The organism is Massilia sp. CCM 8734 (assembly GCF_011682155.1).
Lineage (GTDB): Bacteria > Pseudomonadota > Gammaproteobacteria > Burkholderiales > Burkholderiaceae_D > Telluria_A > Telluria_A rubra.
The window spans coordinates 24,358-49,598 of sequence record NZ_WHJI01000037.1; the positions used below are offsets into that span (position 1 = coordinate 24,358).

The window sequence follows — 25,241 nt, forward strand, 5'->3', positions numbered from 1 at the left end:
ACTATCAACCTTGTCCGTGCGACACCAACTTGCGTTTTTGGTTACGCTGTCATCACACCATCCATTCTTTCCGGAGGCATCATGACAGGCACCAGCACGCTCGACCCCGATAACTTCCCAGAAACCCCCGACCGCACCCTGGGCACCGGCCACGGCACGGGCGCCCTCGGCCCCAGCGATTCGTCCGACAGCGGCAGCGACCTGGTCGGCGCGGCCGGCATGTCGCAAGAGGACGTGCTCGACCTCGGCAGCGGCACCACCTCCGACCTCGAAGCCGGCCGCGCGCTTGGCGCCGGCCCGGACATCGGCGACCCCGACCTCGACAGCGATACCGATTCAAGCGGCACCGGCGAGCGCGCCGCCGCCGGGCGCGACACCGTGGTGCGCGACGGCGCCGACATCGATGTCGATCACATCGAATCGATTCCCTCGGTCCCGCTCGACGAGGACGACCTAGCATTCATGGCCAGCGCGCCGCCGGGCCAGGCGCCAGGCGGCAAAAAGGGCGCCCACCCCTAACAGCGCGCCGAGCAAGGGCCGGGTGCGCATCGACAAGGCGGTGTACGTGCTCGATTCTTCCACCCGCGCCACCATGCCCATGCCCTGGCGTTCGCGCATGGTATGGGCGGGGTCGGGCGCGTGCAGGGCGTCGCGCCGGGCCTGCGCGGCCGGCATGCCGCAAGCCGGGCGCTTCTGCCTGCGCAGCAGCGGGCCGCCCAGCAAGCGGTCGGTCAGCGCCGGCAGGTGGTAGGCCGCCAGCGACATCAGGCGCGCGGCGCCGCCCACGTACACATCGCGGCGCGGATGGCGGGCCGCATACAAAATGGCCTGCGCCACCAGTTCCGGTGCGTAGATGGGCGGCAGCAGCGCCGGTTCTTTCTCCATATAGTTTTTCGCGTGCACCGTGAACAGGGTATCGACCGATGCCGGCTTGATCAGGGTGACCGCCACCGGCGCGCCCTCGTGCGCCAGTTCGATCCGCAGCGCATCCGTAAAAGCCTTGACCGCGTGCTTCGAGGCCGCGTACATCCCTTGCAGCGGCAGCGCCACGTCCGACGCTTCGCTGCCCACGTTGACCAGGGCGCCGCCGCGCCCCTTCATGTGCTTGAGCGCTTCGAGCGAGCCGTGCACCACGCCCCAGTAGTTGGTCTGGAACAGGCGCTGATGGTCTTGCGGCGCGACCTCGTCGAGCTTGCCGAAAATGGTCACGCCGGCATTGTTGACCCAGGTATCGATACGGCCGAAGCGTTCCATCGCGGCGTGGCCGATGCGGGACACGTCGTGCGGCACGCCGACGTCGGCCGTGACGGCGGCGACCTGGGCGCCATGCAGACGCAGCTCGCCGGCCAGCTGTTCGAGCGCATCGCGCCCGCGCGCGGCCAGCACCAGGCTGGCGCCCTCGTCGGCGGCCATGCGCGCGGTGGTCAGGCCGATGCCGCTGGTGGCGCCGGTGATCACCATCACCTGGTCCTTGAGGGGTTTGAGTCGGGGTTTCATCGGGCATCCTTTCGTCGGTGGGCTCACGAAGGACAGACAGCGCGGGAGGGTGTTTGGTTCGCCGCCAGCGTGGCGCTGGCGGCGCGGGGCGCTTGCTTAGCCGAGATGTTTCTTGAAGAAGTCCATGGTGCGCTGCCATGCCAGCCTGGCGGCCGCTTCATCGTAGCGCGGCGTGGTGTCGTTGTTGAAGCCGTGTTCGACGCCGGGATAGATGTAGTGCTGGTAGTCGACCTTGTTGGCCTTGAGCGCCGCTTCGTACGCGGGCCAGCCTGCCAGGATGCGCTCGTCTTTTTCGGCATCGTGGATCAGCAGCGGTGTCTTGATCTTCGGCACTTCGGCGGCCGGTGTCTGGGCGCCGTAGAATGGCACCGACGCGGCCAGGTGCTTGACCACGGTCGGCAGGTAGTTGGCGATGCCGCCGCCGTAGCAGAAACCGACCACGCCGACTTTGCCGCTGCCGCCCGGCATGGCCTTGAGGATGGCGCTCGCTTCGACGAAGTCGGCGCGTGTCTTGGCCTGGTCGAGTTTGCCGAACAGTTCGCGCGCCTTGTCTTCGTCGCCGGGGTAGCCGCCCAGCGGGAACAGGGCGTCGGGGGCGAAGGCGATGTAGTTCTCGAGCGCGACACGGCGGGCGATGTCTTCGATGTGCGGATTCAAGCCACGGTTTTCGTGCACCACCAGGATGGTGGGCAGCTTGCCTTTGGCGTTGGCCGGCTGGACCAGGTAGCCGCGCAACTTGCCGTAGCCCTGGGGGGAGGGATACTCGACGTAGCTGGCCTTGATGCGCGGATCTGCCGGGGCGACGACCTGGGCCGCGAAACTGGGGGAGAGGGCAGCCAGCATGCCGGCCGCGGTGGCGCCGCCGACCGCGTAGCGGCCTGCCTGCGACAGGAAGCTGCGGCGGTCGAGCTGGCCGTGGACATACTGGTCGAATAACTTGAGCACTTCGGGATCGAAATCGTTAGCGGTCATGCGGGTCATCGTTGACGTCTCCTCGTAGTTACGGTGTGGCCGGAAATGGCTCCCTGGCGATCCGATCATACCTTGCTTGAGGGCTTGATGCAGCTTGGGTGCGGGAGGGTGAAACAGGCGTGCAGCGAGCGTGGCCATGCACCGTCCACGCCGTCCGCTAACGTCGCCCCCGCGAAGGCGGGGGCCCAAGTCTGTTCCGCAGCCGGCGACTGCGCCGAAAACTTGGACCCCCGCCCTCGCGGGGGCGACGGTGCAGGCGACGGTTCAGGCGCGACGGTCCCGGGGCGACCTTGCGGAGGCAATGCCGCCCGGGTGACCGCGATTACTTCTTGCCCGTCAGATAAACCTGATCGAACACGCCACCATCGGCAAAGTGGGCCTTCTGCGCCTTGGTCCAGCCGCCCGCCGCTTCTTCAATCGTGAACAACTTGACCTTGGGGAACTGCGCGGCGTATTTGGCGGCAATCGTCGGCACCACCGGGCGGTAGTAATTCTTGGCCGCGATTTCTTGCCCTTCGTCGGTGTAGAGGAATTCCAGGTACGCTTGCGCCACCTTGCGCGTGCCGCGCTTGTCCACCACTTTGTCGACTACCGACACCGGCGGCTCGGCCAGGATACTGAGCGATGGCGCAACAATATCGACCTTGTCCGGGCCAAGTTCCTTGATCGCCAGCAAAGCTTCGTTTTCCCAGGCGATCAGCACGTCGCCAATGCCGCGTTCCACGAACGTCGTGGTGGCGCCGCGCGCGCCCGAATCGAGCACCGGCACGTTTTTGTACAGCTTGCTGATGAATTCCTTGGCCGTCGCTTCGGTGGCGCCCGGCTGGCGCAGGGCGTAGCCCCAGGCCGCCAGGTGGTTCCAGCGCGCGCCGCCCGAGGTTTTCGGGTTCGGGGTGATCACGGCAACGCCCGGCTTGACCAGGTCGTTCCAATCCTTGATGCCTTTCGGATTGCCCTTGCGCACCAAAAACACGATCGTCGAGGTATACGGCGCGCTGTTGTGCTGCAAGCGCTTTTGCCATTGCGGCGAGACAATGCCGCGCTCGGCGATGGCGTCGATGTCGTAGGCCAGCGCGAGCGTGACCACGTCCGCTTCCAGCCCGTCAATGACGCCACGGGCTTGCTTGCCCGAACCGCCGTGCGATTGCTTGATCGAGACCTTGTCGCCGGTCTTGGCTTTCCATTGCTTGGCGAACGCGGTATTGACGTCCTGGTACAGCTCGCGGGTCGGATCGTACGACACGTTGAGCAAGGTGACGTCAGCGGCGATGGCAGCTTGTGACAGCAGGGTCAGTGCGATCAGTGACTGGCTTATTGTTTTTAACAGCATGGCGGGCTCTCTCGGTGGGAAGTTCGGGAGTACTCAGCATAAGTGCCGCCCACCTGAAAGAACACGAATTAAATCAGCTTTGCATATGCGTTTAATGCGCCTTGGAGAGGATCAGCAGCCAGCGGCGCATCAGCAGCACTTCGACGTGGCCCGGTTCGACCCCGGTGTCGCATTCGATGATGGGATTGACCGCGTAGAAGCGCTTGCGGAAATCGCGCGTGACCAGCACTTCGCGGCGGCCGAGGCGCATCATGAATGGGGTTGGAGCGTATTCGAGGCCGAAGTTACCGTTCAGTGGTGTCATGACAAATTCCTTTGTGGGTTTGCGTTGATCGAGTGATTCAAGAATAGCACAACTACTGTATAAAACCACAGGACTGTATGAATAAACAGTTGTTTGTCGTTTTGGAGCATCGGCCCTCCCGGCGCGCGATTCCCCCCGGCAAGGACACGCAACATTTGGCTCTCAGCAACATTTTGATTGACTCCTGTGCAAGTCGCGGCGATACTGCGCGCACCCCGGCTGTTGCCGCATGTGATCTGGCGTATGATGCCAAGTGTCACGTCCATGCCAGATGGAACCGGGAAAACGGTTTTCATGCAGCCCGCAGTGCTCCTCAAGGCCTGTTGCGGCGCGTTCATTGATTGGGGCTTTCCTTATGCCTGACCCAAAGGCGGTCGATACGGCGCTGTACAACTCCGTGCGCAAAGAGGTGGCGCGCCATATCCGGCACAAACTGCGCAGCATGGAGTTCGACGTGACCGCACTCGAACTGCATAATTCGAGCTCGACCAAGACGCTGCGGGTGTACGTCACCATCAGCCGCACCACCAACCTCAAGGCACTCTACCTGGCCGAAACCATCGTCTGCGAGGAATTGCAGGCGCAATTCGGCTTGCAGCCGCACGCCTTTTACTGGCGCTACTCTCCCGAGCACAAAGCTGCGGAGGCGGCCACGCCTGGGCCGGCAGCACACTGAAATGATTTGTCATGGCTAGTCAAAAAATCCTTGTCGTCGACGATTCGCTGGTGCAGCGCCTGATCGTCTCCGAATTGCTGACCCTGCACGGGCACCGCGTGATCCTGGCCACCGACGGCAGGGAAGCGGTGGCCATGGCGCGCAGCGAGCTGCCGGACCTGATCGTCATGGATGTGGTCATGCCCAACCTGAACGGCTTCCAGGCCACGCGCGCCATCACCAGCGACGAAGCGACCTGGCATATTCCGGTGATCCTGCTCACCAGCAAGGACATGGAGTCGGACCGGGTCTGGGCCTTGCGCCAGGGCGCCACCGCGTTCCTGAACAAGCCGCTCGACCACGCGGCGCTGCTGGAGCTGGTCAACAGGCTGGAATAGACGGGCTGCGGAGCATAGCGGCGGTCTGTGCGCTACCAAGGACGGCGCCTCATGTAAGATTGCAAACGTTGCCGTGCCGCTGGTGCCGGCCGAGAACAATCGTCCATCGTCATCGTGATCAAAGTCCCTCCGCGTGTCCGCAGTTTCGTCGCCGCCCGCCTCAGTCCCGAAGGCGAGCTCGGCCTGCATGTGACCATCGGCGTCATCCTGATGATGGTCGCCGCCGCCGTGTTCGGCAACCTGGCCGCCGACGTGGTCTCGCACGACGACATCACCGAGCTCGACGCCTTCCTGGCCGACTGGTTCCACAGCCATAAGAACAGCGTCTGGACCAATCCCATGCTGTTCATCACCCACACCCACGACGTGCTTGGCGTGTCGATCATGGCGAGCGTGCTGGGACTGTATTTCTACCTGAAAAAAGCGCGCTACTGGCTGATCTGCCTGGTGCTGGCGGTGCCCGGCGGGCAATTGCTGAACGTGCTGCTCAAAACCATTTTCCAGCGCGCCCGCCCCAGCTTCGACGAGCCCCTGCTGACCCTGGCCACCTACAGTTTCCCCAGTGGCCATACGCTGGGCGCCACCGTGTTCTACGGGGTGCTGGCAGCCTACCTGGTGTGCGTCGCGCCGCGCTGGAAGGTGCGCATCGGGGTGGTGCTGGGCGCCTGCGCCATGGTGGCGCTGGTGGCCCTGAGCCGGGTGTATCTGGGCGCGCACTACCTGAGCGACGTGCTCGGCGCCATGGTCGAAGGCTGCGGCTGGCTGGCGGTGTGCATCACCTCCTGCTCGACCCTGCGGCGCCGCCGCGCCGCCCGCATCAGCGAATGACCCTTTGCCTCATCAATCCATTCCAAGGAGCGCTATCCTGACCTCGCTGACCTCGCTGACCTCGCTGACCTCGCTGACCCCGATCGCAGTCATCATCAACGGCAGCGCCGGCAGCGGCCACGACGACGCGCGCGCCGCCGAGTTGCGCGACAAGTTCGCCGCCCACGGCATGGCGGCCGACGTCACCCTGGCGCGCGGCGGCGCCGAGTTGATCGGCGCGGCCAGGGCGGCGCGCGCCAGCGGCAAGCAGATCGTGGTGGCGGGCGGCGGCGACGGCACCATCAACGCGGTCGCCTCGCAACTGGTCGGCAGCGAGGTGGCCTTCGGCGTGCTGCCGATGGGCACCCTGAACCACTTCGCCAAGGACCTCGGCATTCCGCTCGCGCTCGACGAGGCCATCCGCAACGTGGCGCAGGGGCGGCGCACCAGGGTCGATGTGGGCGAGGTGAACGGCACGATTTTCCTCAACAATTCCAGCCTCGGGCTGTATCCGGACATCGTGCGCGACCGCGAAAAGCAGCAGCGCCGGCTGGGACGCGGCAAGTGGCTGGCGGCCGGCTGGGCCACGCTGACCGCGCTGCGCCGCTATCCGTTCCTGAGCCTGCGCCTGAAGGTGGGCGACGACGAGCACGCGCGGCGCACGCCGTTTGTATTCATCGGCAATAATGAATACACGATGCAGGGCTTGAGCGTGGGCGAGCGCCAGCGCCTCGACGGCGGCAAGCTGAGCCTGTACGTGGCGCAGCGCCCGGGTCGGCTGGGCTTGCTGCGGCTGGGCTGGAGCGCCTTGTGGGGCAGCCTGGCGCAGGAGCGCGATTTCGACGTGCTCACTGTGGAAAACATGGAAATCACCACCCGCCACACGCGTTTGCGGGTGGCCACCGATGGCGAAGTCACCGTCATGACGACCCCGCTGCGCTACCGGATCCGTCCGGCCGCGCTGACGGTCGTGGTCCCAACTTGAGGAGTTAGCATGCGTACATTGGTTCATCTGTCGGATTTGCACTTCGGCCGTGTCGACGAAAAATTGCTCGCCCCCTTGCGCGAGCTGGTCGAACGCATCGCGCCGGACGTGGTGGTGGTTTCGGGCGACCTGACCCAGCGCGCCAAGAGCGAGGAGTTCGAGGCCGCCAGGGCTTGGCTCGACACCTTGCCGGGGCCGCAGATCATCGTGCCGGGCAATCACGATATTTCGCTGTACAACGTGTTCCGGCGCTTTTTGCAGCCGCTCACGCGCTACAAGCGCTACATCACCGACGATCTCGACCCGATCTTTGTGGATGACGAAATCGCGGTACTGGGCGTCAATACCGCGCGTTCGCTGACCTTCAAGGACGGCCGGGTCAACGACGAGCAGGTGGCCATGATCCGCAAGCAGTTGGCCGGGCTGGACCCGGCCATCACGCGCGTCATCGTCACCCATCACCCGTTCGACCTGCCCAAGACCGAGGATGACGACGACCTGGTCGACCGCGCGCCGGCGGCGATGAAGGCGTTCGCCGAATGCGGCGTCGACTTGCTGCTGTCGGGGCATATGCACACCAGCCATGCGGGCAACACCTCGGCGCGCTACCAGATGAGCGAGTACGCGGCGCTGGTGGTGCAGGCGGGCACGGCCACCTCGACGCGCGGACGCGGCGAAGTGAACTCGTTCAACGTGGTGCGGGTCGAGCAACAGCGGGTCGAAGTGGACCGCTACGGCTGGGACGAGGTGGGCTTGCGCTTTTCGCTGATGAAGACCGAGCCATTTTTGCGCACCGGCAATATCTGGTCGGGCCATACCGAAGGCTTGATGGCCAGCGGGATTTAGGGCGCACGGCGCGCCGCCGGACAGTACAATAGCCTTGAGTGGCGGCCGCAGCCGATTTCCGCCCGCACGATTTCATCTACGGAATGGCTCAATGGCTGATATATCTTCTGCAAGTGCGCGCGGCGCGCCGCTGACGATCGTGCGGGTGCAGGTGTGGAAGGTGCGCATTCCGTATCTGGCGCCCATGCAGTCCTCGCGCGGGCGCCTGGAAGTGGGCGACAAGGTGCTGCTGCGCTTGAGCGCGCGCGACGGCACGGTGGGCCTGGGCGAGGCCTCGATCATCTTCCCGGCGCGCGACGGCGAAAGCGCGGACTCCGTGTTTCGCCGCCTGGCCGAGGTCAGCGGGCCGCTGCTGCTGGGCCAGGACGGCTCACGCATCGTCGCCCTGTTGCAGATGCTGGCCGGCCTGTCGTCGGAACGGCACGCCTTTCCCACCTCCCTGTGCGCGGTCGACCTGGCGCTGCACGACCTGAAGGCGCGCCACCTCGGCATTGCGGTGGCCGACCTGCTCGGCGGCGCCACGCGCGAGCGCTTTCCTCTCTCGCGCAGCATGGCCATGCCGGACGAACGCACGGCGGTGCAGTCGGCCTGCGCCCTGGTGGAGAGGGGATACCGCCTGCTGACCCTGAAAGGCAGCGCCGACTGGCGCCACGATATCCGCATGGCGCGCGCGGTGCAGCGCGCCGTGGGCGACCAGGCGCGCCTCGAAATCGATCCCAACCAGGCCTGGCAGTGCAAGGCGGCGCTGGCGGTCGATGCCGCCTTGCGCGAATGCGCGCTCGAATGCATCGAGCAGCCGTGCGCCTGGTGGGATATCGAGGCCATGCAACTGATCACGGAGCGCGCGCACGCGCCCATCGCGGCCGACGAAAGCGTGCTCAGCCCGGCCGACGCGATGCGCGTGGTGCGCGCGCGCGCGGCCGACATCATCACGGTCAAGCTGGCCAAGTCGGGCGGCTTGCGCGCCTCGGCCGCCATTGTCGAGATTGCCGCAGCCGGCGGACTGCAGTGCAACCTCGGCTCGAAACACACCTTCGGGGTGGGCAGCGCGGCCCTGTTGCATTTTGCCGCCGCGCACCCCGCCGTGGGCGAATTCGTCGGCTACGGTTCCGCGCGCGAGCGCTTCGCCGGCGACATCATCAACGAAACCATCGATATCAGCGATGGCCAGGCGCGCTTGCCGCCCGGCCCCGGCTTCGGCGTGACGCTCGACGAGGCGGCCGTGGCGCGCTTCGCCCTTGCCAGCGCCGACCTGGCGCCAGGCCAGTGACGCCGGTGTCCGTTTTCAGCGCGGATGCGCGTCGCGCGCTGTTGCTGCAAGCCTTGCCCGACTTGTTGCCGATGGCCTCGGCCTACCATACCGGCTGGGTGGTGCTGCAACTGCTGGGCGTGATCAGCGGCCTGGCCAGCGAGCGCGCGCAGATCGTGCGCGACCTGCGCGCTCTGGCGCGCGCACGCCCGGTCGCCTCGGTCTGCATCGCCGGCAGCGCCGATTGCGGCCTGCTGTCGGTGTTGCACGAGGCCTTCGGCGAAGGCGTCGCGGCGCTCAAGGTGCGCATCGCCGACCGCGCGCCGGCGCCGCTGGCGCTGTGCCGGCAGTACGCCGGCGCGATGGGTTTCGCGCTCACGGCCGAGATGTGCGACCTGCGCGCGCCGCCCGATGCGGCCGCGCCGCGCGTGGACCTGGTGCTGGCCCATTCCCTGCTCAGTTTTATCGCCCCGGCCGAGCGCGCGGGGCTGCTCGGGCATCTGGCGGCGCGGCTGGCGCCGGCGGGCAGCTTGCTGCTGTATCAAAGCGTGCGCGCGCAGCATGGCGCAGCATTGCTGGCGTATGCGCCGCCGCAGGTCGAGCGCATGGTCGCGGCCAGCCTGGCCGCCCAGCGCACGGCGGCACTGCATGTGCCGCTGCTGGGCGAGCGCGCGCTGGAAGAGATCGTGCGCGCCTTTTGCGCCGCCAAGGTCACCCATGCGGTGGCGTCAAGCGACGAGCTGGCCGCCGGTGCCCGCGCCGCCGGCCTGGGCGCGGTGCGCTGCGAGCCGCTGCCGGCGCGCGAACTGGCCGGGCACCGGCCCGCCACGCCGGACAGTCTGTACGTCAAGTGGATGTTGCAGGCGCAGCGGGTGGACTAAGCTCAGGACGGCGGCGCCGCCACGAGCGAGATGAATTCTTCGAACTTGCCGCTCGCGCTGCGGTCAATGCCGGCCACCCGCAACGCCTCGACGCGCATGCCGGGCGGCAGGCGCCGCGCCACCTGCGCCGCAAGGCTCGCTTCCTGGTCGGGCGAGAGCGCATCGGCGCTGACATAGCGGATCTGCACCTGGTCGGGCGCGCTCTGGACCACTTGGCGCTGGACGATGCCGGTGGCGCCGCTGTCGCGAAAGCCGAAGGTGGGCCAGTAGCGCTTGCCATCGGCCGTCACCAGCATGTTGCGGGTGCGCCCCAGGATGCGCGTGAGCACCGGCAGGCCGCGCCCGCAGGGGCAGGGCGGGCCGGCTTCGGCCATGTCGCCCAGCTCGTAGCGGATCAGGGGCATGGCAAAATTGAGCAAACCGCTCACCACCACGCGTCCGCAGGCGCCCGGCGCGCAGGCGTTGCCGTCGTCGTCGAGCACTTCGAGCAGCACGTTTTCGGACTGGACGTGATAGTGGCCGCTGTGCGGGCAACGGATCGCCAGGTAGCCGAATTCCTCGGATGAATAGGTGTCGTTGACCGGCACGCCCCAGGCCTCGTGGCAGGCCTGGCGCACTTGCGCGTCGAGCGGTTCGCCGAAGGTGCGCACTTCGCGCAGGCCCGCCAGGCGCACGCCTTGCTCAAGCGCGAGCGTGGCCAGTTGCAGGGCCAGCGAAGGATAGGTCAGCAGGTAGCCCGGCGCGCGTTGCACCAGCCATACCAGCTGGGCCTCGACATCGACGCTGACCGGGCACAGACAGGCTGGGCCGGTGTGGAACATGCGGGTCGCCACGCCCCAGTTGTCGGCCTCGGCGGCCTCGCCGCGCCGGATGATGCACAGCGTTTGCAGCAGGTCGCGACCGTGCCAGGCATGGTCGCGCAGGGTCAGCGCTTCCCAGATCAGCTGGTTCAGGTAGGTTTTGCGAAAGCGCACCGGCGTGCCGGTCGAGCCGGAACTGCTGCTGTCGGCCAGCGAGCCGTGTTCGGACGGCACGGCGCTGCTCTGAAGCTGGTCGAACTGCGCTTGCAGCTCACGCCGGGACAAGCACGGCAGCCGTGCGAAGTCGTCCGCGCGCACGGGCGCGCCTTCGCTCCATTGCGCCACCAGGCCGGGTGGCCAGTGCGCGCGGTACCAGGGCACGCTGCGCGCGGCGTGGCGCACGATCTGCGCCAGCTGGACCGACTGGCGCGCCGCGATCTCGTGCGGGGCCAGCCATTGCTCGCTTTCCATCTGGCGCAACAGGGAGCAGACCAGGCCGCCCCGCACATCCGGGACGGCCGGCCACGCGATGCCGGCCAGGCTGCTTTTCAAACGCCATGCGGGGGCGTCGGTCGGCATCGGTCTCCTCAGGCCAGGCTCGGCGGCGGCGCTCAGAACTGCTTGCGCAGCTTGAACGAGACGCTTTGCGCCCGGAACCCGCGATGGGCTTCGGCGTCGTAGCGCGCCGTCAGTTCGGTGTTGCCGTCTCGCAGCAAGGTCACGCCGGCGCCGGCGCGCGCAAACAGCGGCTTGGCGTCGACCCCGTTGGTGGTGAAGGCCGGTCCGCCACCGGCGAACGCAGTCACCAGCGCGGTTTGCTCGGCCAGGAAATCATAGCCGAGCCCGAGGTTGCCGGAAAACGTCAATTGCTTCGATGGCGAATGATTGAACTTGGCGTCGGCGTACAGGATGAACTGCTTGGCGCGCTGGCTGTTCACCAGCAGGTTCAGGGCGCCGGCCCCGGTTTCGGCGTAGGCCTTGTTCTTGACGGTGGTGTAGTCCAGGCGCACCGATGGGACAAGGCTGGTTTGCTCGCTGAGCCGCACGACGCGCCCGATGCCGCTGCCGGCATGCAGGCTCATGCCGCGATAATCGCTGCTGGCGACACGCGTCAGGCCGCCAAAACTGATGAGCCGGCGACCTTCGGTCTTGTTGGTGCCCGCGTCGAGCTGCCAGCTGATGTCGGTGTCGGCATCGAGGTTGTGGCTGCCGTAGGTCATCAGTTGCAGCAGGTCGATATCGGCGGACTGCGGGCTCGCGCCGTTGCCGTCCAGATTGGTCCGGGCGTAGGTCAGCGCAACGCCGATCCGGTCGGCGCTGCTGACAACGCCGTCCGCTCCGACGATCAGGCCGCCGCTGTCGGCCTTGTAGCCGATGGTGCCATCGCGATCGCTCTGGCGCGCCCAGGCGCCGAACGGCTTGGCCCACATGGCGCGCTCGCTGCCGTAGCCGTCGCCGGCCGACAGGCCGCGATTGGCTTCGATGCGTGCCTGCACCACGCGGTCGGTCAGGTTCATGGTGGCGGCTACTGCGGCGGCCATGCCGCCGCCGGCCAGCGGCAGGGTCTGGCCGACGGCGTCCGAGACTTCCTGCGCGGTCGACAGCTTGCCCAGCGCAGTGATGACCTGGCCCATCTCGCCGCCGGTACCGCTGGCGATCAGGTTGTCGAACACGCGCGCGGCGCCGCCGCCGGACGAGTTGCCGGTGGCGACGATGGCCGCGATGGCGGTATTGGCCGGACGTGGCGGGATGACCGGCGGCGGCGTCGGCACCGGGGTGGGCACTGGCGTCGGAACCGGGGTCGGCACGGGCACCGGCGTCGGTACCGGGGTCGGCACGGGCGTCGGCACTGGAACCGGGGTGGGCACAGGAACCGGGACCGGCGTTGGCACTGGAACCGGCGTTGGCACCGGCACCGGCGTTGGCACCGGCACTGGCGTCGGAACCGGCACGGGCGTCGGCACTGGAACCGGGGTCGGCGTCGGCACGGGGGTGGGCACTGGCGTCGGCACCGGCGTCGGCACCGGCGTCGGCGTCGGTGTTGGTGTTGGTGTTGGCGTGGGTGTCGGCGTCGGTGTTGGTGTCGGTGTCGGCGTGGGTGTCGGCGTCGGTGTCGGCGTCGGTGTCGGCGTCGGTGTTGGTGTTGGCGTGGGTGTCGGCGTCGGTGTCGGCGTTCCCGCGACGGCAATCACGAGATCGACCGACTTGCCGTTTTTTACACCGGTCAGGTCGAACAAGAAACTGTTGTCGGTGACCGCAATGTTGGCGGCGGTGGTGAGCGTACCGCTGGCCTTGATCACATCGGCCAGGATGGTGCCGTTGGCCAGTACCGGCGCGCCGCCGACATCGACATCGACCTGGCTGCTGGCGGACAGGTCGACATCGCCGGTGACGTTCAGTTTGCCGTAGGTCGTGGCGTTGGTCAGGCCGGTGCGGAACACGCCGCCGGCCGGCTGGATATAGTCGCCGGTCAAGGACACGGTATGGCCGGCGGCCACCGACAGGACCCCACTGTTGCTCATGGTCAGGGCGCCGATGGTGAGCGCGCTGGTCGAACGCAGGGTGCTGCCGGGGTTGATATTCATCTGGCTCAAGCCGGCAAAATTGCCGCCGGCAGTCATCGCCGCGTTATCGAGCGCACTTGTGCCGATATTGACCACACTGCCGGTCCCGCCGGTGACGGTGCCGGTGACACTGGCGGCGTTGCCCTTGATGGTGAGGGTATTGATGCCGAGCGCGAGGTCGCCGCTCAGGCTGCCGCTATTGGTCACGGTGAAGGCGTTGCCGGTATTGGCCAGGTTGAGCGACTTGGCGCCACCGATGGTGCCGGTGTTGAGCATGCCGCCATCGACCAGGCTGGTGCCGGTGGTCGCGATGCCGCTGTTGGTGCCGCTGATCGCGCCAGCGTTGCTGATGCCGCCATGCACTTGCGCACTGTCGATGGCGATGCCGATGTCGGTGCTGGTGATGGTCGCGCCGAGCTGGTTGACAATGCCGGAGGCCACGATGTTGGCGCTGCCGCTCACTGACATGCCGCGCGCGCCGTTCAGTGCGCCGCCGTTGACGATCCCGCCGGCCACGCTGGTGCCCACCCCGTCGATGCGGATGCCGTAGCCATTGACGGTGGTAATGACGCCGGTGGCGCTGTTGCTGACCGCCGCCGCCGTGGAGCCGCCCGTCATGCTCATGCCCTTGCCGTTAGTGCTGGTGATGGTGCCGCTATTGGCCAGTTCGCCGCTGATCTGGACATTGTTCAGGTTAATCGTGTCGCCGCTGGCGGTAATGGTGCCGGAGTTGCTCAGCTTGCCGGAAACGGTGGTGCCGTTGTATCCGACAATGCCGCCTTCCGCGCCATCCATCAAGCCGCGGTTGATGATGTCGCCGCTGATCTGCGCATTGCCCAGGTTAAGCGCGCGGCTGCCGTGCGTGGCGGCGCCGGTGTCGTTGAGGATGCCGCCGCCGCTGATGGTCGCCGTCTGCAGTTCGATGGCGTGGATGCCGTTGATCGTGCCGGCATTGACGATGCCACCGGTGACGGTGGAGCTGGATATATACATCCCCGCGAAGGCGCCATTGATGGTGCCGGTTGCAGTATTTTCGATCTGCCCGACAGTGGAAGCGCTCTGTATCGTCATGGCATTGGAATTACCCATGCCCAAGATGCTGCTATTGCTGATCTTGCCGCTGACGGTGGTGGCGAGCAGCGCCAGCGCCGGGTTGCCGCCTTGGGTACCGATGGTGCCGCTGTTGAGTATATCGCCGGTGAGCGTGACGTTCAGCAGAGCGATGCCGCGCCCGTTTTGTCCCGTCTTGTTGCCGATGTGGCCCTGGTTGACGATGCTCGCGCCGATTTGCGAATTGCTGATATCGAGCGCGGCAAAGCCGCCGGCGGCGGCGATGTCGCCCCCGCTGGCGTTGCTGATGCCGCCTAGTAAAGTACTGTTGACGATGTGGATCGCGCTGCCGTTGACGGTGCTGATCACGCCCGCCGGCCCGTTGCTGATGGCGCCGCCGACGCTGGCGCCGCTGAGGCGAATCCCTTCCTCGGTCACGCCGCCCCACGGGCCGGTGGACGCGATGGTGCCGGTATTGGTGATGCCGCCGTTCAGGGTGCCCATGACGTTGACGGCAACGGCGACCGGGTTGATCGTGCCGGCATTGGTGATGGCTCCGGCGGTGACGCCCGTATTGACCTCGACCCCGTTGTTGGGTGTATTTGCCAGCGGCACGGTAATGACCCCGGTGGCGCTCACGTCGAGGCTTTCGCCGGCGCCGATAGTGCAGGTATTATCGATCGTCGTGTTGTCGACCGTGATGATGGCCCCGCTTGCGGCCGGACAGGCAGTGCCGATCGCCGATGCGTTGGCCATCATCAGGCAGGCGCCCGCCACCAGCACCGTCATTTGCTTTTTTTGAAAGGTGTAATTCGGCATGAAATCGCTTCCCGGTCAGGTCCGCACCATTTGCGGGGGCAGGTGCAACGCTCGCGCATGCCCGATGAATCAAGGCTTTGCTTGATTTATCTCAAGCCACGCCGATCCCTGTGTGCTTTGAATATAGCGAAACGCAATTTTCGTGTAAATGCGTTTCGCTCGCAAGCGCACGGGAATCGCGTCGGCAAACAACACTTTGCCGGCCGCCGGGGTGGCGGGGTTGCGCCCGCGCACGATCAGATCCAGTATTCGGTCAGGCGCGCCGCCCATTCCTTGACCCGGTCGCTCCATGGCCGGTCGCGCCATTGTTCCAGGGTGATTTCCTTCGAATCGCGCATGTCCTCGGAGAACGCGCTCTCCATGTCGGCGCCGAAGCCGGCGTCGAGCACCACCACGTTCAATTCGTAGTTATGCAGAAAACTGCGGCGGTCGATATTGGCCGAGCCGACCGTCGACCAGGTGCCGTCGATCACCGCCGTCTTGGCATGCAGGATCGCTACCTGCAACTGGTGAATCTTGACCCCGTTGCGCAACAGTTCATCGTAAAACCCGCGTCCCGCATGAAACACCAGGCCGTGATCGGTCACGCCCGGCAGCACCAGGCGCACGTCCACGCCGCGCCTGGCGGCCGCGCCCAGGGCCTCGACAAACTGGCGGTCCGGCACAAAATACGCCGAGGTGATGTGGACCGATTTTTTCGCTTCCTGGATCGCCAGCATGAACGACTTGTAAATCTCCGACTCGCGCTCGGGATCGGTGGCCAGCACGCGCACGATCTTGTCGCCGACCGCCGCCAGCGGCGGGAAGTACTCGCGCTCGGGCAACTCGCCGGCATCCTGGTTGACCCAGGCGTCGATGAAGTGATATTGCAGCGACGCCACCGCCGGCCCCTCGATCTTGATGTGGGTGTCGCGCCAGCCGACTTTCTTGCTGTCGGTCGCGTCCGGCTTGCGCTTGGAGCGGAAGAAGGAGCTGTTGGCATACGTGCTGCTGATGTTGATGCCGCCCGTGAACGCCACCGTGCCATCGACCACCATCAGCTTGCGGTGGTCGCGGTTGTTCAATTCCCACTTGCCGACCCGCGCCGCCGGGTTGACGGGGTTAAAGGCGACCATGGCAATGCCGGCCCGCTTCATGCGTTCGAAAAATTCCTTGGGCGTGGCCAGGGTGCCGACGCTGTCGTATAACACGTTGACGGTGACGCCCTGTTTCTGCTTCTCGATCAGGACATCGGCGAACTGCAGGCCGATCTCATCCTGGTCGAAAATATACGTTTCCAGGTTGATCGAGGTCTTGGCATTGGCGGCGGCGCTCATCATTTCCTTCATGGTGGCCGGGCCGTCGAACAGGAGGGTGACTTTGTTGCCGGCCACCAAGGGCACGCCGGTGGCGGCTTCTTCCAGCAGCGCCAGCGCCTTCATGTCGGGCGTGGCTTTGGCCCAGCGTCGCGCCAGCAGGTCGGCGGCTTTTCTCTTGTCCATCCGGCCTTTGCCGGTGGCAACCGTCGGGTGCTTCTGCGCCACCGGGGTCTCGCCCACCCTCTCCATCGAGGGCAGGGAGGCGCAGGAGGCCAGGCCGACCGTCAGGGCCAGCACGGCCAGCCAGGCGGCGCCACGTGTTTTCGTCATTTTGATCCCCTAAATGGTACGGCGTCGGGCGACTCGGACGGCAGGTCCTTGGGTCCGATGAAAAAATCGATGGGGGCGGCCAGGAAACGCCGTCCAAGTGCTTTCAACAGCAAAATACCGTGTTCAAAGTGAATCTTGCGCGCACGAAGCGCAACCAACAGTGCTAAGCCGAAACTTACCACGAGATTGACCGTACCGATCGATAAAAAGCCGCCGATCGAGGTCAGCGCGACTTCCCAGCTCATCTTGTGGTCGAGCGCGACCAGTGCGGTGGCGAAGTTGGCTGACGAGAAGGTGACGTGGCGGATGTCGAGCGGCAGGCCGAACAGGAAGCCGAGGGTGCCGATGGTTCCCAGCAGCACGCCGAAGTACAGGTTGCCCATCAGGCTGCCCAGGTTGTTCTCGATGTAGAGCGACAGGCGCAGCAGCCGTTCCGGCCCCAGCAGGCGGCCCAGGCCGCGCAGCTGGTAGACGCGCTGCGCCATGCGGGTGTAGAGCGCCTTGTTGTCGAAGTAACCTGAAATGAGGCCGGCCACGAACAGGCACACGCCGGCAATGGCGGCGTAGAACAGGGCCAGGCTGTGGATCGGGTCGATGTCGTGCAGCAGGTGCATGGCTTTCTCGGGCGTGACCAGGTGATGTCCGGTGGCGTAATGGTAGCCGGTGGCGATCAGGTAGGCGGTCGGGATCGCCGTGGCCAGGTTGCCCAGCACGGCGACGCATTGGGTGCGGAACACCTTGTTGATGAGCTCCGCCATGCTGTCGAGGTCGATGTTCCTGCCATCCTTGCTCGACAGCCCGGCGGCGATGCGCGAGGCGGTCATGGCCGGCTGCTTGGTGGCCACGGTGAAGTGCAGCACGTGGATCAGCATGAAGCCGAGCGAATAGTTCAGGCTGAACAAAAAGGCTTCGACCAGCGGCGCGGCGCGCAGGGTGCCGAGCAGAATCTTGAACAGCGCCATGAAGCCGACGATGAAGCCGGCCCCGGCCGAGGAGTTGAACATGCTGCGCAGCTGGACCCGCGTGTCGGCAATGTAGTGCTCGCCGGTGCGGCTGGCGTTTTCCGTCACATTGCGTGCCAGCAGGTCGATATTGTCGGCGAACAGGTCGCGCACCGTGTATTTGTTGTTGTGCGCTTCGACCAGTTCCTGCGCCAGGGCAATGCCGCCGGCGCGGCGCAGGCTGGTGGGCGGGGCGTAGTCGGGGGTGGCCTCGTTGGCCAGGGTCGCCAGGTCGACCCCGGGGGCAGCCGGCAAGTGACCGCTCACATCCACCAGGAACAGCAGTTTGCGCAGGCGGTCGATGCTCTGGGTCAGCGCGACCAGCAGGTAGGTCAGGGCTACGCTGGTGCCGTGGCTGAGCGCGTTCTTGCGGATCTTGGCGACCACGCTGTCGCACTGGTCGAGCATGACCAGCAGGTGGCGCGCATCGTCGACCTCGGCCACTTCGCCGGCCATCAGGCGCGCATAACCGTCGAGGTAATTGTTGACCTCGATGTTTTGCATGAGGAAGGGCGAATCGAAGTTTTCGATGTCGGCGTGGCTGCTGATCAGGCGCGGCTCGAAGCCGAGCGCGCAGACGCGGCAAGAGATGGTGCGGATCGCTTCGAGCATGCCGAGCACGGTGGTGCGGGCGGCGTTGGCCGGGCCTGTCAGAGGAACGGGCGGGGCGTTCGAGACCACGTCGAACAGTTCCAGCCAGTCGGCGGCGGGCACGCTGCGGATCCAGCGGTAATCGGTCTGGACGTACAGCACCTGGTCGATGGCGTCGCTCAGGTAGACATCGCCGAGGGCGGGCGGCAGGAAGCGGTAGGAAATACGGCGTTTCAATTCGGTGAAGAAACCGTCGTTGGACAACACGCCGATGTCCGTGTACAGGCTGGCGTGGCGGCGGCTGTCGAGCAGGCGCGTGAGGTAGCTGCGCAGGGCGGAAGCTTGCTCTGGATTGCCTTTGAGCAGCTGGCACAGGGTGCGCACGCGCTCGGTGCTGCTGGCGATCTCGGCGCGGCGGCGCGGGCGCAGTTTTTCGACCAGGTCGACCAGAACGTCAATGCGGTCGCTATGGGGATCGATTCGTTCTAAAGTGGGAAGCATGAAATATAGCCGGAGCAACAGATACTAAAGACGTAGTGTACGTGGTGTTGCTCTGAAACTTTGTACGCTAGCGTACAGACCGGTAGACAGCTGGCTTACTTAGTCAGGGGCAGTTGGTATATTTCAAGTCCCGCTTCTCATCGCTGACCTTGGGCGTCGTCATGCAGAAGGTGCCCAGCCCGGTCTTGATCCTGTATCTGCGTCCGCCGGCATCGGCGTTACCGGTGGTAATTTCCTCGATCTCGGCTTTCTCGAACAAGGTGGGATTGCGCCGGGCCGACTGGATGCCCGCGATCAGGCGTTTCTGTGGCGAATCGTCAGGCGCGGCGAACTTGTTGAGCGATGCCTTGCGCAAGTCCTTGTCGATCTTGCCCAGGTCGGCGAACGCCCGCTTGCGGATGGCGTCGGCGGCACTGGCAGGTGCGGACGGGGCCGCTTCGGCGAAGGGATCGGGCGGCACGACGGTCATGGCCGGCGCCTCGCTGGCGGGCGCGGCGGGGACGCTGATGGCAGGGGCGGGCGGCGCCGATGTCACCAGCGGCGTAGCGCGGCGCGGGCGCGTGTCGCGCACCGGTGCGCTACTGGCGCTGGCGGGCGGCGCGGGGCGGGTTTGCGGCGCCCGCCCGGCCGCCTGGGGGGCGATGGTGTCGATCCACTGGATGCGCGGGCCGCTGTCCTCGTCGCGCGCCGGGGCTTTCTCGCGCGTATGGCGCCACGCCAGCAACAGGGCCGCGTGCAGGGCGATCACGACGCCAATGGTGAACCAGCGGCCTGGCTGTCGGGGAGGAATAATTTCAGTTGCGAGGTGCATCAGCCGGGACGTCCAAGGACGTGCGTTAAGTTAAATATATGATTGCAGCATTTTCAATGCTAACAGGTACGGAGCGATTATTGCTGAGCTGCATTGGAGTTCGCCCTCTAACCGGGCCGTGGGCGTGGCCAAACCTGGCCGGCGAGTTCGGTTAAACTGCCTGTATAACAATGAATAGGGAGCAATTATGTATCTGACGTATTTCCAAGGACAATGGGCCGAAGGTAATGTACCGCTGTTCGGCGCGATGGATCACAGCGTCTGGCTCGGCTCGTCGGTGTTCGACGGCGCGCGCGCCATCCGCGGCCGCTTGCCCGACCTGCGCCCGCACCTGGAACGGGTGATCCGCTCGGCCGAGCGGCTCGGTTTGCAGTGCCCGCTGACGGTCGATGAGATGGAAGCGCTGGTGCGCGAGGGCGTCGCCAAATTTCCGGCCGACGCCGAATTGTATGTACGCCCGCTGGTGTTCGGCGCGGAAGGCTTTCTGGTGCCGGTGCCCGACAAGAGCGGTTTCGCATTGACCTTGTTCGATGCGCCGATGCCGCCGTTCACCGGTTTTTCGGCCTGCCTGTCCACCCTGTGCCGGCCGGACGCCAGCATGGCGCCGACCGACGCCAAGGCCTCGGCCCTGTACGCCAACACCACGCGCGCGATTCGCGCAGCGACTGCGCGCGGCTACGACAATGCGGTGGTGGTCGACAGCGATGGCAATGTGGCCGAGTTCGCGACCTCGAATTTGTTCCTGGTCACGCCGGAGGGCAAGGTGGTGACGCCGGTGCCGAATGGCACGTTCCTGGCGGGTATTACACGGGCGCGGGTGATTGCTTTGCTGGCCGAGGCCGGTGTGGCGGTGGAGGAGCGCAGCGTCCATCCGGACGAGCTGCTGACAGCGCTGGAAATCTTTAATACCGGTAACTACGGCAAGGTCACGCCCTGCATCCGCTACGAGCAGCGCACGCTTGCCATCGGGCCGGTGGCAACCCTGGCGCGCGAGCGCTACCTGGCGTTTACCGGCGCGACGTAAACGCCGCGCCGGTGCGGGCGCCGCGTTGGCGCCGCCCACATGGCCAGACTTACTTCTTGGCCGGGGTCGGCTTGATGTCCACCGGCTTGATGGCGCCGCAATCGGCGCCGAGCCACTTGCCTTTGGTCTCGGACGTCATGACGTCCTTCTTGCCGCTGGCGGTGGTGCTCATCTTCACGGTCGAGGTGTAATCGTTACCCTGGTACACGGTCTTGCCTTCACCCGAGGACGGCGGCGTGGCGCAGGCGTACGAATACGTCTGGGTGCCGCCCACGTTGGCGCCTTGCTTGTATTTGCAGTTGCCGTCATCGACGCCGATGTTGGCACCGGCGTCGATCTGTTTCTGGCTGATGCAGGTCTTGACGGTGATGCTGCCGTCGGCGTTCATGGTCATGACCGGGCCGCCCGGCTGGTTCATCGACTTTTCCATTTCCTTGCGCTGGGCCGCCGGCATCTTGGCCATCTGCTTTAGCGACTCAGCCATTGCCTTGTTGGTTTCCGGATCGGCCGAGGTGGTTTTGCTGGTGCTTTCCCACAGGCCTGGCTTCATGGTCTGAGCGAATGCAGGCGTGATTGCCAATGCTGCGGCGGAAACGAGGGCGAGGGTGGTCAGGCGGAAACGTTGATTCATAGTTACTCCAAGTGTGAATCCGCTAGTTTAGCGTGAAACGGGCACTGGATGTTGTTGTTTCAACATTGCCGGATGAATAGCGTGCCTTGTGCTTATTGGGCGCCGGGCGGCTTGATATCGATCGGCTTGATGTTGCCACAGTTGGCGCCCAGCCATTTTCCCTTGCCTTCCAGAAGCATGGTGTCTTCCTGGCCGGTGGCGCTGGAGGACATCGTCATGGTCGAGGTATAGCTGGTACCGCCCTGGAAGGTGATCTTGCCCTGGCCGGAGGCGGGCGGCTTGTTGCAGGTGAAGGAAAAGCGCTGCGTTCCGCCGACCAGCGGGCTTTTCTTGTGGCTGCAATTGCCGTCTTGCGGGCCGAGAAAGTTGCCGCCCGCGTCGTCGATCATTTTCTGGGTAAGGCACAGCTTCATGGTCACGCTGCCGTCGGGGTTCATGGCGAAGTGCGGCGCGCCCGCCTTGCCGCCCATTTGTCCGATCGCCGCGCGTTGTTCCGGTGTCATGGAAGCGAGCTGTTTTTGCATCTCGGCCATGGCCTGGGCGATCTGCGGGTTTTGCGAGGTGGTTTTGCTGGTGTTTTCCCACAGGCCCGCTTGCATGGTCTGGGCACGGGCGGGGGAGATGCAGGCGGCTGCGGCGCAAACGAGCACGGCGGCGGCAGGGCGAAGGCGTGGGATCATGGCGGCTCCTGTGAGAAGCCGCCAGTGTAGCGTGAAACGCGCGCTGGGGAGCAACTCAGTTGAAGTCGTCGTCGTCCTCGTCGTCGAGGGCGTCGTCAAGTTCATCGTCGAGCTCATCGGCGGTGCCGGCCTGGTTGTCGTTGCCGGTCAGCACGTCCCCGCGCGCGCGCCAGGCCGAGTCCGATCCGACCGCTTCCAGCAGCCCCTTGACACGGCGGACGCGCGCGCTCTGGTTGGCGTTGGTCTGGCCGGTGGCGCTGGTCGGCGCAGGGGCCGGCGCTGGCGCTTCGGCGCTCCAGGATTGCAGAGAATCCAAAAAATGGGCAAAACGCTCCGTGCTCATACCGTGCTCCTGTGCGAGTGGTCAACCTGCGAAAAGTGGGTGGGGACTGCAAACAACAACTGCGCTGCTGCAAGGCCGGCAGCGCAGCTCAATGAACCTGTTGGAACACGGCCAGCAGATGCCTGTAACCGAGTAAGTACGCGATCAGCAAGACCAGGGCGCAAGGCAGCGCGATCGCCCAGGAATGGCGCGCATAGTCGGTGCCGAAGCGCTCGCGCACGAAGCGCTCCTGCGGGCTGGCGACGGCGATGTACCAGATCAGCAGCAGGATGATGAGACCCGTTTGCAGCGGCAAGGATGCTTCGCGCAGCAGGGACATATAGAAATTGAGGACGAACGCCACGAGACAGGCGGCGAACCACCAGCAGGCCTGGACGGCGCGCTTCGGTTCGCCCAGCGCTTCCCAGTTGCGGATCAGGAGGATGGTGCCGAACAGGGGCGTGAACAGCAGGCTCCAGCAGGCGGCGGCGTCCGGGTTCCACAGCAGCGCGCGCTGATCCGGGCGCGCTGCATGGGTGTCTGGGAGGGAAGAATGCGCATTCATGTGTGCAACTATCGCGTGCCTCCCACGCCGATGTATTGATCTGGCGCTAGCTTTGCGCCGACATCAGATGCAACTGGAGATATTGCAACAGCAGGACCGTTTTGCCATCCATGATCTCGCCGCTGGCCATCATCGCCAACGCTTGTTCGAAACCGAGTTCGAGCACGTCGATATCTTCGCCTTCGGCAGCCAGTCCGCCGCCGTCGCCCACCTTGTCGGTGGACTCGTAGGCGCCGACAAAGAAATGCAGGCGTTCGGTGACCGAACCGGGGCTCATGAAAAGGTCGTAGATCTTTGTCACGTTCCCGATGCGGTAGCCGGTTTCTTCCTCGGCTTCCGCGCGGATGCGCTGTTCCGGGCTGGCATGGTCGAGCAGGCCGGCGGCCGCTTCGATCAGAAAGCCGTCGTGGCCGTTCACAAAAGCCGGAATCCGGAACTGGCGCGTGAGCAGCACCGTGCGCTGGCGCAGGTTGTACGGCAGAATGACGGCGCCGTTGCCGCGGTCGTAGACTTCGCGCGTCTGGCTTTGCCAGGCGCCGTCGCGCCGGCGCAGCGAGAAGGTCAGGCGTTTCAGGATGTACCAGTTGTCCGACAGCAGTTCTTCCCGGTCGATGCGTACCCGCGGCTCATGCATGATGTTCCTTTGTGATTGTGCTTGGTGTTTTTTAGAATATCGTGCAAAATCGTGCAACGTCAAGAAAATACGTGCAGAGGCAATGATGCTGACGACCCAGCGAAAGCACTACCTGATGGACCTGTTGCGGCGCGACGGGCAAGTGGTCGCCAAGGCCGTGAGCGAGGCGTTGGGCTTGTCGGAAGACACCATCCGGCGCGACTTGCGCGAGCTGGCGCGTGACGGCTTGCTGCGGCGCGTGCACGGCGGCGCGCTGCCGGCCTTGCCGGCGTCGCCGGCGCTGGCCGACTTTGGCGCGCGCGAGCGGATCTCGGCGCACGCCAAGGCGGCCATCGGGCGCGCCGCCGCCGCCCTGGTCGCGCCGGGGCAGGTGCTGTTTGTCGATGGCGGCACCACCTCGGGCCACCTGGTGCGCTGCCTCGCGCCGGACTTGCGCGCCACGGTTGTCACCCACAGTCCCTCGGTGGCGCTGGCGCTGCTGGGGCACGCACAGGTCGAGGTGATCATGCTGGGCGGGCGCCTGTACCGCCATTCGGTGGTGGGGGTGGGCGCGGCCACGCTGGAGGCGATCGCCCAGGTGCGCGCCGACCTGTACTTCATGGGAGTGAGCAGCATCGATCCGGAGGCGGGATTGTCGACCGGCGACTTCGAGGAAGCGGCCGTCAAGCGCGCCATGTGGCGGGCGGCGGCGCACACGGTGGTGCTGGCATCGCCGGAAAAGCTGGCGACGACGTCGCCTTACCGGATCGTCGGTGCCGATGAGATCGGGGCAATCGTGGTCGCGTACGGCGCCGACGTGGCTTTGCTGGCGCGTTATCGGGCGCTGGGGGTGGGCGTGCACGTGGCGCAGGCAGATTAACGTCCGCCTGGCCTCGCCACTCTTACGTTAGCCTGGGTGGCAATAGAACATTGGCATCCAAAACCACATGTGTCAGGCTGTCTGGCGACAGTGGATGCTCGTCCGCCATGTCATGAGCGGCGATGAAAATTACTTTCGATATACACCTCCTCGGGAATGTCATACATTCCTGCCTCGGCGGCCGCTGCGCGATAGTCGGCTTGGCTGGCCTTGGCGTCGCGATCCGCAATCCAGGCGCGTACTGACGATTCCGGCACGCAGCGTTGGCCGGCTTCCGTGACTAAAGCTCCCGTCAATAATTTCTGATCGATCAGCATGGCAACATAAGGCTTGTTGCTCCGCATTAATTCAGCGGCCGCCTCTACCGTCAACATCGCTTCCGTGAGCTGTGAATTGCTGTCTTGCCGTTCAGTTGTTTCGGCAAGATAGCGCTGCATTGCTAAACGTCTGGCACGAGATATCTCATCGTTGCCACTCAGTAGATCGTGCAAAGCCTTGACAACCGTCATGGTCGATTCCGGCGCGAGCGCGGGCATGCGCAAGACTAGTTCTTCCGCTATGTCGGTAAGGGCTTCGCGCTGGTTGACGGATGAATGTACTTGTTTGTTAATTGCGATACTCATGAGCTGCCTCCTTCCACTCCCATTTTATTCTAATCGAAAACGTCGAAAGTGGAACCTGACTCTACCAAGAGCGAAGCGCTGATCACGCGATGATGTCGCGATCACCAGAACGGTAAAGCCGATCAGGGAGAGTCGTTGCGCGGCATTTTTCGTACTGGTACAGAACAAAAAAACGGCCAACGCTTGTAGCGTTGGCCGTTTTTAATTTTCTACA

26 protein-coding genes are annotated in these 25,241 nt (G+C 65.2%); 10 read left to right on the forward strand and 16 right to left on the reverse strand.

Translation table 11 applies throughout. The features are described from left to right. Nucleotides 1–81: 81 nt before the first annotated feature. Nucleotides 82–519, forward strand: a complete 438-nt coding sequence (locus tag F2P46_RS26805) for a hypothetical protein (protein WP_166895999.1) — start codon at nucleotides 82–84, stop codon at nucleotides 517–519. On the opposite strand, the gene F2P46_RS26810 is transcribed toward F2P46_RS26805, so the two are convergent. The 5 genes from F2P46_RS26810 to F2P46_RS37135 all read right to left on the reverse strand — a co-directional run bounded on the left by F2P46_RS26810 (nucleotide 454) and on the right by F2P46_RS37135 (nucleotide 4,399). Beyond that, complete coding sequence (locus tag F2P46_RS26810) at nucleotides 454–1,497, reverse strand: SDR family oxidoreductase (protein WP_166896001.1); 1,044 nt, start codon at nucleotides 1,495–1,497, stop codon at nucleotides 454–456. The genes F2P46_RS26805 and F2P46_RS26810 overlap by 66 nt on opposite strands. A 96-nt stretch (nucleotides 1,498–1,593) precedes the next feature. After that, on the reverse strand, nucleotides 1,594–2,478 hold the full coding sequence (locus tag F2P46_RS26815) for a dienelactone hydrolase family protein (RefSeq protein WP_166896003.1): 885 nt from the start codon (nucleotides 2,476–2,478) through the stop codon (nucleotides 1,594–1,596). 313 nt (nucleotides 2,479–2,791) lie between these two features. Beyond that, nucleotides 2,792–3,799, reverse strand: coding sequence for a sulfate ABC transporter substrate-binding protein (locus tag F2P46_RS26820; RefSeq protein WP_166896005.1), 1,008 nt, complete (start codon nucleotides 3,797–3,799; stop codon nucleotides 2,792–2,794). A gap of 91 nt (nucleotides 3,800–3,890) precedes the next feature. Continuing rightward, nucleotides 3,891–4,103, reverse strand: a complete 213-nt coding sequence (locus F2P46_RS26825) for a hypothetical protein (RefSeq protein ID WP_126075708.1) — start codon at nucleotides 4,101–4,103, stop codon at nucleotides 3,891–3,893. Then, nucleotides 4,100–4,399, reverse strand: a complete 300-nt coding sequence (locus F2P46_RS37135; protein WP_208296789.1) for a hypothetical protein — start codon at nucleotides 4,397–4,399, stop codon at nucleotides 4,100–4,102. The genes F2P46_RS26825 and F2P46_RS37135 overlap by 4 nt, the downstream gene beginning before the upstream one ends. Before the next feature lie 59 nt (nucleotides 4,400–4,458). Between F2P46_RS37135 and F2P46_RS26830 the strand changes: the two genes are divergently transcribed. From F2P46_RS26830 to F2P46_RS26860, 7 genes are all read left to right on the forward strand, one after another. Then, nucleotides 4,459–4,779, forward strand: a complete 321-nt coding sequence (locus F2P46_RS26830; RefSeq protein WP_166896007.1) for a hypothetical protein — start codon at nucleotides 4,459–4,461, stop codon at nucleotides 4,777–4,779. A gap of 11 nt (nucleotides 4,780–4,790) precedes the next feature. Continuing rightward, nucleotides 4,791–5,156 carry a response regulator gene (locus tag F2P46_RS26835; RefSeq protein WP_166896008.1) on the forward strand — a complete coding sequence of 122 codons (366 nt, stop codon included), beginning with the start codon at nucleotides 4,791–4,793 and terminating at the stop codon, nucleotides 5,154–5,156. Nucleotides 5,157–5,270: 114 nt separating this feature from the next. Further along, the gene (locus tag F2P46_RS26840) at nucleotides 5,271–5,984 is read left to right on the forward strand and encodes a phosphatase PAP2 family protein (protein WP_368737962.1); all 714 of its coding nucleotides are present in this window, start codon (nucleotides 5,271–5,273) and stop codon (nucleotides 5,982–5,984) included. A gap of 73 nt (nucleotides 5,985–6,057) precedes the next feature. Further along, nucleotides 6,058–6,948 (forward strand): diacylglycerol kinase family protein, encoded by an 891-nt coding sequence (locus F2P46_RS26845; protein WP_166896121.1) that lies wholly within the window; start codon nucleotides 6,058–6,060, stop codon nucleotides 6,946–6,948. Nucleotides 6,949–6,957: 9 nt separating this feature from the next. Then, nucleotides 6,958–7,794 carry a metallophosphoesterase gene (locus tag F2P46_RS26850; RefSeq protein WP_166896010.1) on the forward strand — a complete coding sequence of 279 codons (837 nt, stop codon included), beginning with the start codon at nucleotides 6,958–6,960 and terminating at the stop codon, nucleotides 7,792–7,794. Nucleotides 7,795–7,885: 91 nt separating this feature from the next. After that, nucleotides 7,886–9,064 (forward strand): enolase C-terminal domain-like protein, encoded by a 1,179-nt coding sequence (locus F2P46_RS26855; protein ID WP_166896012.1) that lies wholly within the window; start codon nucleotides 7,886–7,888, stop codon nucleotides 9,062–9,064. Nucleotides 9,065–9,069: 5 nt separating this feature from the next. After that, entirely contained in the window at nucleotides 9,070–9,924 is an 855-nt protein-coding gene (locus tag F2P46_RS26860) for a class I SAM-dependent methyltransferase (RefSeq protein WP_166896014.1), read from the forward strand. A gap of 2 nt (nucleotides 9,925–9,926) precedes the next feature. Here the strand turns inward: F2P46_RS26860 and F2P46_RS26865 are convergent, their stop codons facing one another. From F2P46_RS26865 to F2P46_RS26885, 5 genes are all read right to left on the reverse strand, one after another. Next, complete coding sequence (locus F2P46_RS26865) at nucleotides 9,927–11,303, reverse strand: phenylacetate--CoA ligase family protein (RefSeq protein ID WP_166896016.1); 1,377 nt, start codon at nucleotides 11,301–11,303, stop codon at nucleotides 9,927–9,929. A gap of 32 nt (nucleotides 11,304–11,335) precedes the next feature. Continuing rightward, nucleotides 11,336–15,157 carry an autotransporter domain-containing protein gene (locus tag F2P46_RS26870; protein WP_166896018.1) on the reverse strand — a complete coding sequence of 1,274 codons (3,822 nt, stop codon included), beginning with the start codon at nucleotides 15,155–15,157 and terminating at the stop codon, nucleotides 11,336–11,338. A 236-nt stretch (nucleotides 15,158–15,393) separates the two neighbouring features. Then, nucleotides 15,394–16,785, reverse strand: a complete 1,392-nt coding sequence (gene cls / locus F2P46_RS26875) for a cardiolipin synthase (protein ID WP_166896020.1) — start codon at nucleotides 16,783–16,785, stop codon at nucleotides 15,394–15,396. After that, entirely contained in the window at nucleotides 16,782–18,878 is a 2,097-nt protein-coding gene (locus F2P46_RS26880; protein ID WP_166896022.1) for a site-specific recombinase, read from the reverse strand. Before F2P46_RS26880 ends, cls begins: the two co-directional genes overlap by 4 nt. 103 nt (nucleotides 18,879–18,981) lie before the next feature. Further along, complete coding sequence (locus F2P46_RS26885; protein ID WP_166896024.1) at nucleotides 18,982–19,689, reverse strand: hypothetical protein; 708 nt, start codon at nucleotides 19,687–19,689, stop codon at nucleotides 18,982–18,984. Between the two features lie 187 nt (nucleotides 19,690–19,876). Between F2P46_RS26885 and F2P46_RS26890 the strand changes: the two genes are divergently transcribed. Next, on the forward strand, nucleotides 19,877–20,713 hold the full coding sequence (locus tag F2P46_RS26890) for a branched-chain amino acid aminotransferase (RefSeq protein ID WP_166896026.1): 837 nt from the start codon (nucleotides 19,877–19,879) through the stop codon (nucleotides 20,711–20,713). 49 nt (nucleotides 20,714–20,762) lie between these two features. On the opposite strand, the gene F2P46_RS26895 is transcribed toward F2P46_RS26890, so the two are convergent. The 5 genes from F2P46_RS26895 to F2P46_RS26915 form a co-directional block, all read right to left on the reverse strand. Beyond that, the gene (locus F2P46_RS26895) at nucleotides 20,763–21,344 is read right to left on the reverse strand and encodes a DUF3617 domain-containing protein (RefSeq protein WP_166896028.1); all 582 of its coding nucleotides are present in this window, start codon (nucleotides 21,342–21,344) and stop codon (nucleotides 20,763–20,765) included. Between the two features lie 92 nt (nucleotides 21,345–21,436). Beyond that, complete coding sequence (locus tag F2P46_RS26900; protein WP_166896030.1) at nucleotides 21,437–22,024, reverse strand: DUF3617 domain-containing protein; 588 nt, start codon at nucleotides 22,022–22,024, stop codon at nucleotides 21,437–21,439. A 55-nt stretch (nucleotides 22,025–22,079) separates the two neighbouring features. After that, entirely contained in the window at nucleotides 22,080–22,367 is a 288-nt protein-coding gene (locus F2P46_RS26905) for a hypothetical protein (RefSeq protein WP_166896032.1), read from the reverse strand. An 88-nt stretch (nucleotides 22,368–22,455) separates the two neighbouring features. Then, the gene (locus F2P46_RS26910) at nucleotides 22,456–22,911 is read right to left on the reverse strand and encodes a hypothetical protein (RefSeq protein ID WP_166896034.1); all 456 of its coding nucleotides are present in this window, start codon (nucleotides 22,909–22,911) and stop codon (nucleotides 22,456–22,458) included. 46 nt (nucleotides 22,912–22,957) lie between these two features. Next, nucleotides 22,958–23,545 carry an NUDIX domain-containing protein gene (locus F2P46_RS26915; RefSeq protein WP_166896036.1) on the reverse strand — a complete coding sequence of 196 codons (588 nt, stop codon included), beginning with the start codon at nucleotides 23,543–23,545 and terminating at the stop codon, nucleotides 22,958–22,960. A gap of 85 nt (nucleotides 23,546–23,630) precedes the next feature. On the opposite strand from F2P46_RS26915, the gene F2P46_RS26920 reads away from it, so the two are divergent. Further along, entirely contained in the window at nucleotides 23,631–24,404 is a 774-nt protein-coding gene (locus tag F2P46_RS26920) for a DeoR/GlpR family DNA-binding transcription regulator (protein WP_166896122.1), read from the forward strand. A 110-nt stretch (nucleotides 24,405–24,514) separates the two neighbouring features. Here F2P46_RS26920 and F2P46_RS26925 read toward each other — a convergent pair whose 3' ends face one another. Beyond that, nucleotides 24,515–25,027 carry a hypothetical protein gene (locus tag F2P46_RS26925; protein ID WP_166896038.1) on the reverse strand — a complete coding sequence of 171 codons (513 nt, stop codon included), beginning with the start codon at nucleotides 25,025–25,027 and terminating at the stop codon, nucleotides 24,515–24,517. Between the last annotated feature and the right edge of the window lie 214 nt (nucleotides 25,028–25,241).

Excerpts from the sequence above, each read along its gene's own strand:
- F2P46_RS26820 (WP_166896005.1), bottom strand. The coding sequence starts at position 3,799 with ATGCTGTTAAAAACAATAAGCCAGTCACTGATCGCACTGACCCTGCTG.
- F2P46_RS26915 (WP_166896036.1), bottom strand. The coding sequence starts at position 23,545 with ATGCATGAGCCGCGGGTACGCATCGACCGGGAAGAACTGCTGTCGGAC.
- F2P46_RS26880 (WP_166896022.1), bottom strand. The coding sequence starts at position 18,878 with ATGCTTCCCACTTTAGAACGAATCGATCCCCATAGCGACCGCATTGAC.
- F2P46_RS26850 (WP_166896010.1), top strand. The coding sequence starts at position 6,958 with ATGCGTACATTGGTTCATCTGTCGGATTTGCACTTCGGCCGTGTCGAC.
- F2P46_RS26810 (WP_166896001.1), bottom strand. The coding sequence starts at position 1,497 with ATGAAACCCCGACTCAAACCCCTCAAGGACCAGGTGATGGTGATCACC.
- F2P46_RS26825 (WP_126075708.1), bottom strand. The coding sequence starts at position 4,103 with ATGACACCACTGAACGGTAACTTCGGCCTCGAATACGCTCCAACCCCA.
- F2P46_RS26885 (WP_166896024.1), bottom strand. The coding sequence starts at position 19,689 with ATGCACCTCGCAACTGAAATTATTCCTCCCCGACAGCCAGGCCGCTGG.
- F2P46_RS37135 (WP_208296789.1), bottom strand. The coding sequence starts at position 4,399 with ATGAAAACCGTTTTCCCGGTTCCATCTGGCATGGACGTGACACTTGGC.
- F2P46_RS26805 (WP_166895999.1), top strand. The coding sequence starts at position 82 with ATGACAGGCACCAGCACGCTCGACCCCGATAACTTCCCAGAAACCCCC.
- F2P46_RS26900 (WP_166896030.1), bottom strand. The coding sequence starts at position 22,024 with ATGATCCCACGCCTTCGCCCTGCCGCCGCCGTGCTCGTTTGCGCCGCA.
- F2P46_RS26830 (WP_166896007.1), top strand. The coding sequence starts at position 4,459 with ATGCCTGACCCAAAGGCGGTCGATACGGCGCTGTACAACTCCGTGCGC.
- F2P46_RS26870 (WP_166896018.1), bottom strand. The coding sequence starts at position 15,157 with ATGCCGAATTACACCTTTCAAAAAAAGCAAATGACGGTGCTGGTGGCG.
- F2P46_RS26895 (WP_166896028.1), bottom strand. The coding sequence starts at position 21,344 with ATGAATCAACGTTTCCGCCTGACCACCCTCGCCCTCGTTTCCGCCGCA.
- F2P46_RS26925 (WP_166896038.1), bottom strand. The coding sequence starts at position 25,027 with ATGAGTATCGCAATTAACAAACAAGTACATTCATCCGTCAACCAGCGC.
- F2P46_RS26910 (WP_166896034.1), bottom strand. The coding sequence starts at position 22,911 with ATGAATGCGCATTCTTCCCTCCCAGACACCCATGCAGCGCGCCCGGAT.
- F2P46_RS26815 (WP_166896003.1), bottom strand. The coding sequence starts at position 2,478 with ATGACCCGCATGACCGCTAACGATTTCGATCCCGAAGTGCTCAAGTTA.
- F2P46_RS26855 (WP_166896012.1), top strand. The coding sequence starts at position 7,886 with ATGGCTGATATATCTTCTGCAAGTGCGCGCGGCGCGCCGCTGACGATC.
- F2P46_RS26920 (WP_166896122.1), top strand. The coding sequence starts at position 23,631 with ATGCTGACGACCCAGCGAAAGCACTACCTGATGGACCTGTTGCGGCGC.
- F2P46_RS26905 (WP_166896032.1), bottom strand. The coding sequence starts at position 22,367 with ATGAGCACGGAGCGTTTTGCCCATTTTTTGGATTCTCTGCAATCCTGG.
- cls (WP_166896020.1), bottom strand. The coding sequence starts at position 16,785 with ATGACGAAAACACGTGGCGCCGCCTGGCTGGCCGTGCTGGCCCTGACG.
- F2P46_RS26835 (WP_166896008.1), top strand. The coding sequence starts at position 4,791 with ATGGCTAGTCAAAAAATCCTTGTCGTCGACGATTCGCTGGTGCAGCGC.
- F2P46_RS26890 (WP_166896026.1), top strand. The coding sequence starts at position 19,877 with ATGTATCTGACGTATTTCCAAGGACAATGGGCCGAAGGTAATGTACCG.
- F2P46_RS26865 (WP_166896016.1), bottom strand. The coding sequence starts at position 11,303 with ATGCCGACCGACGCCCCCGCATGGCGTTTGAAAAGCAGCCTGGCCGGC.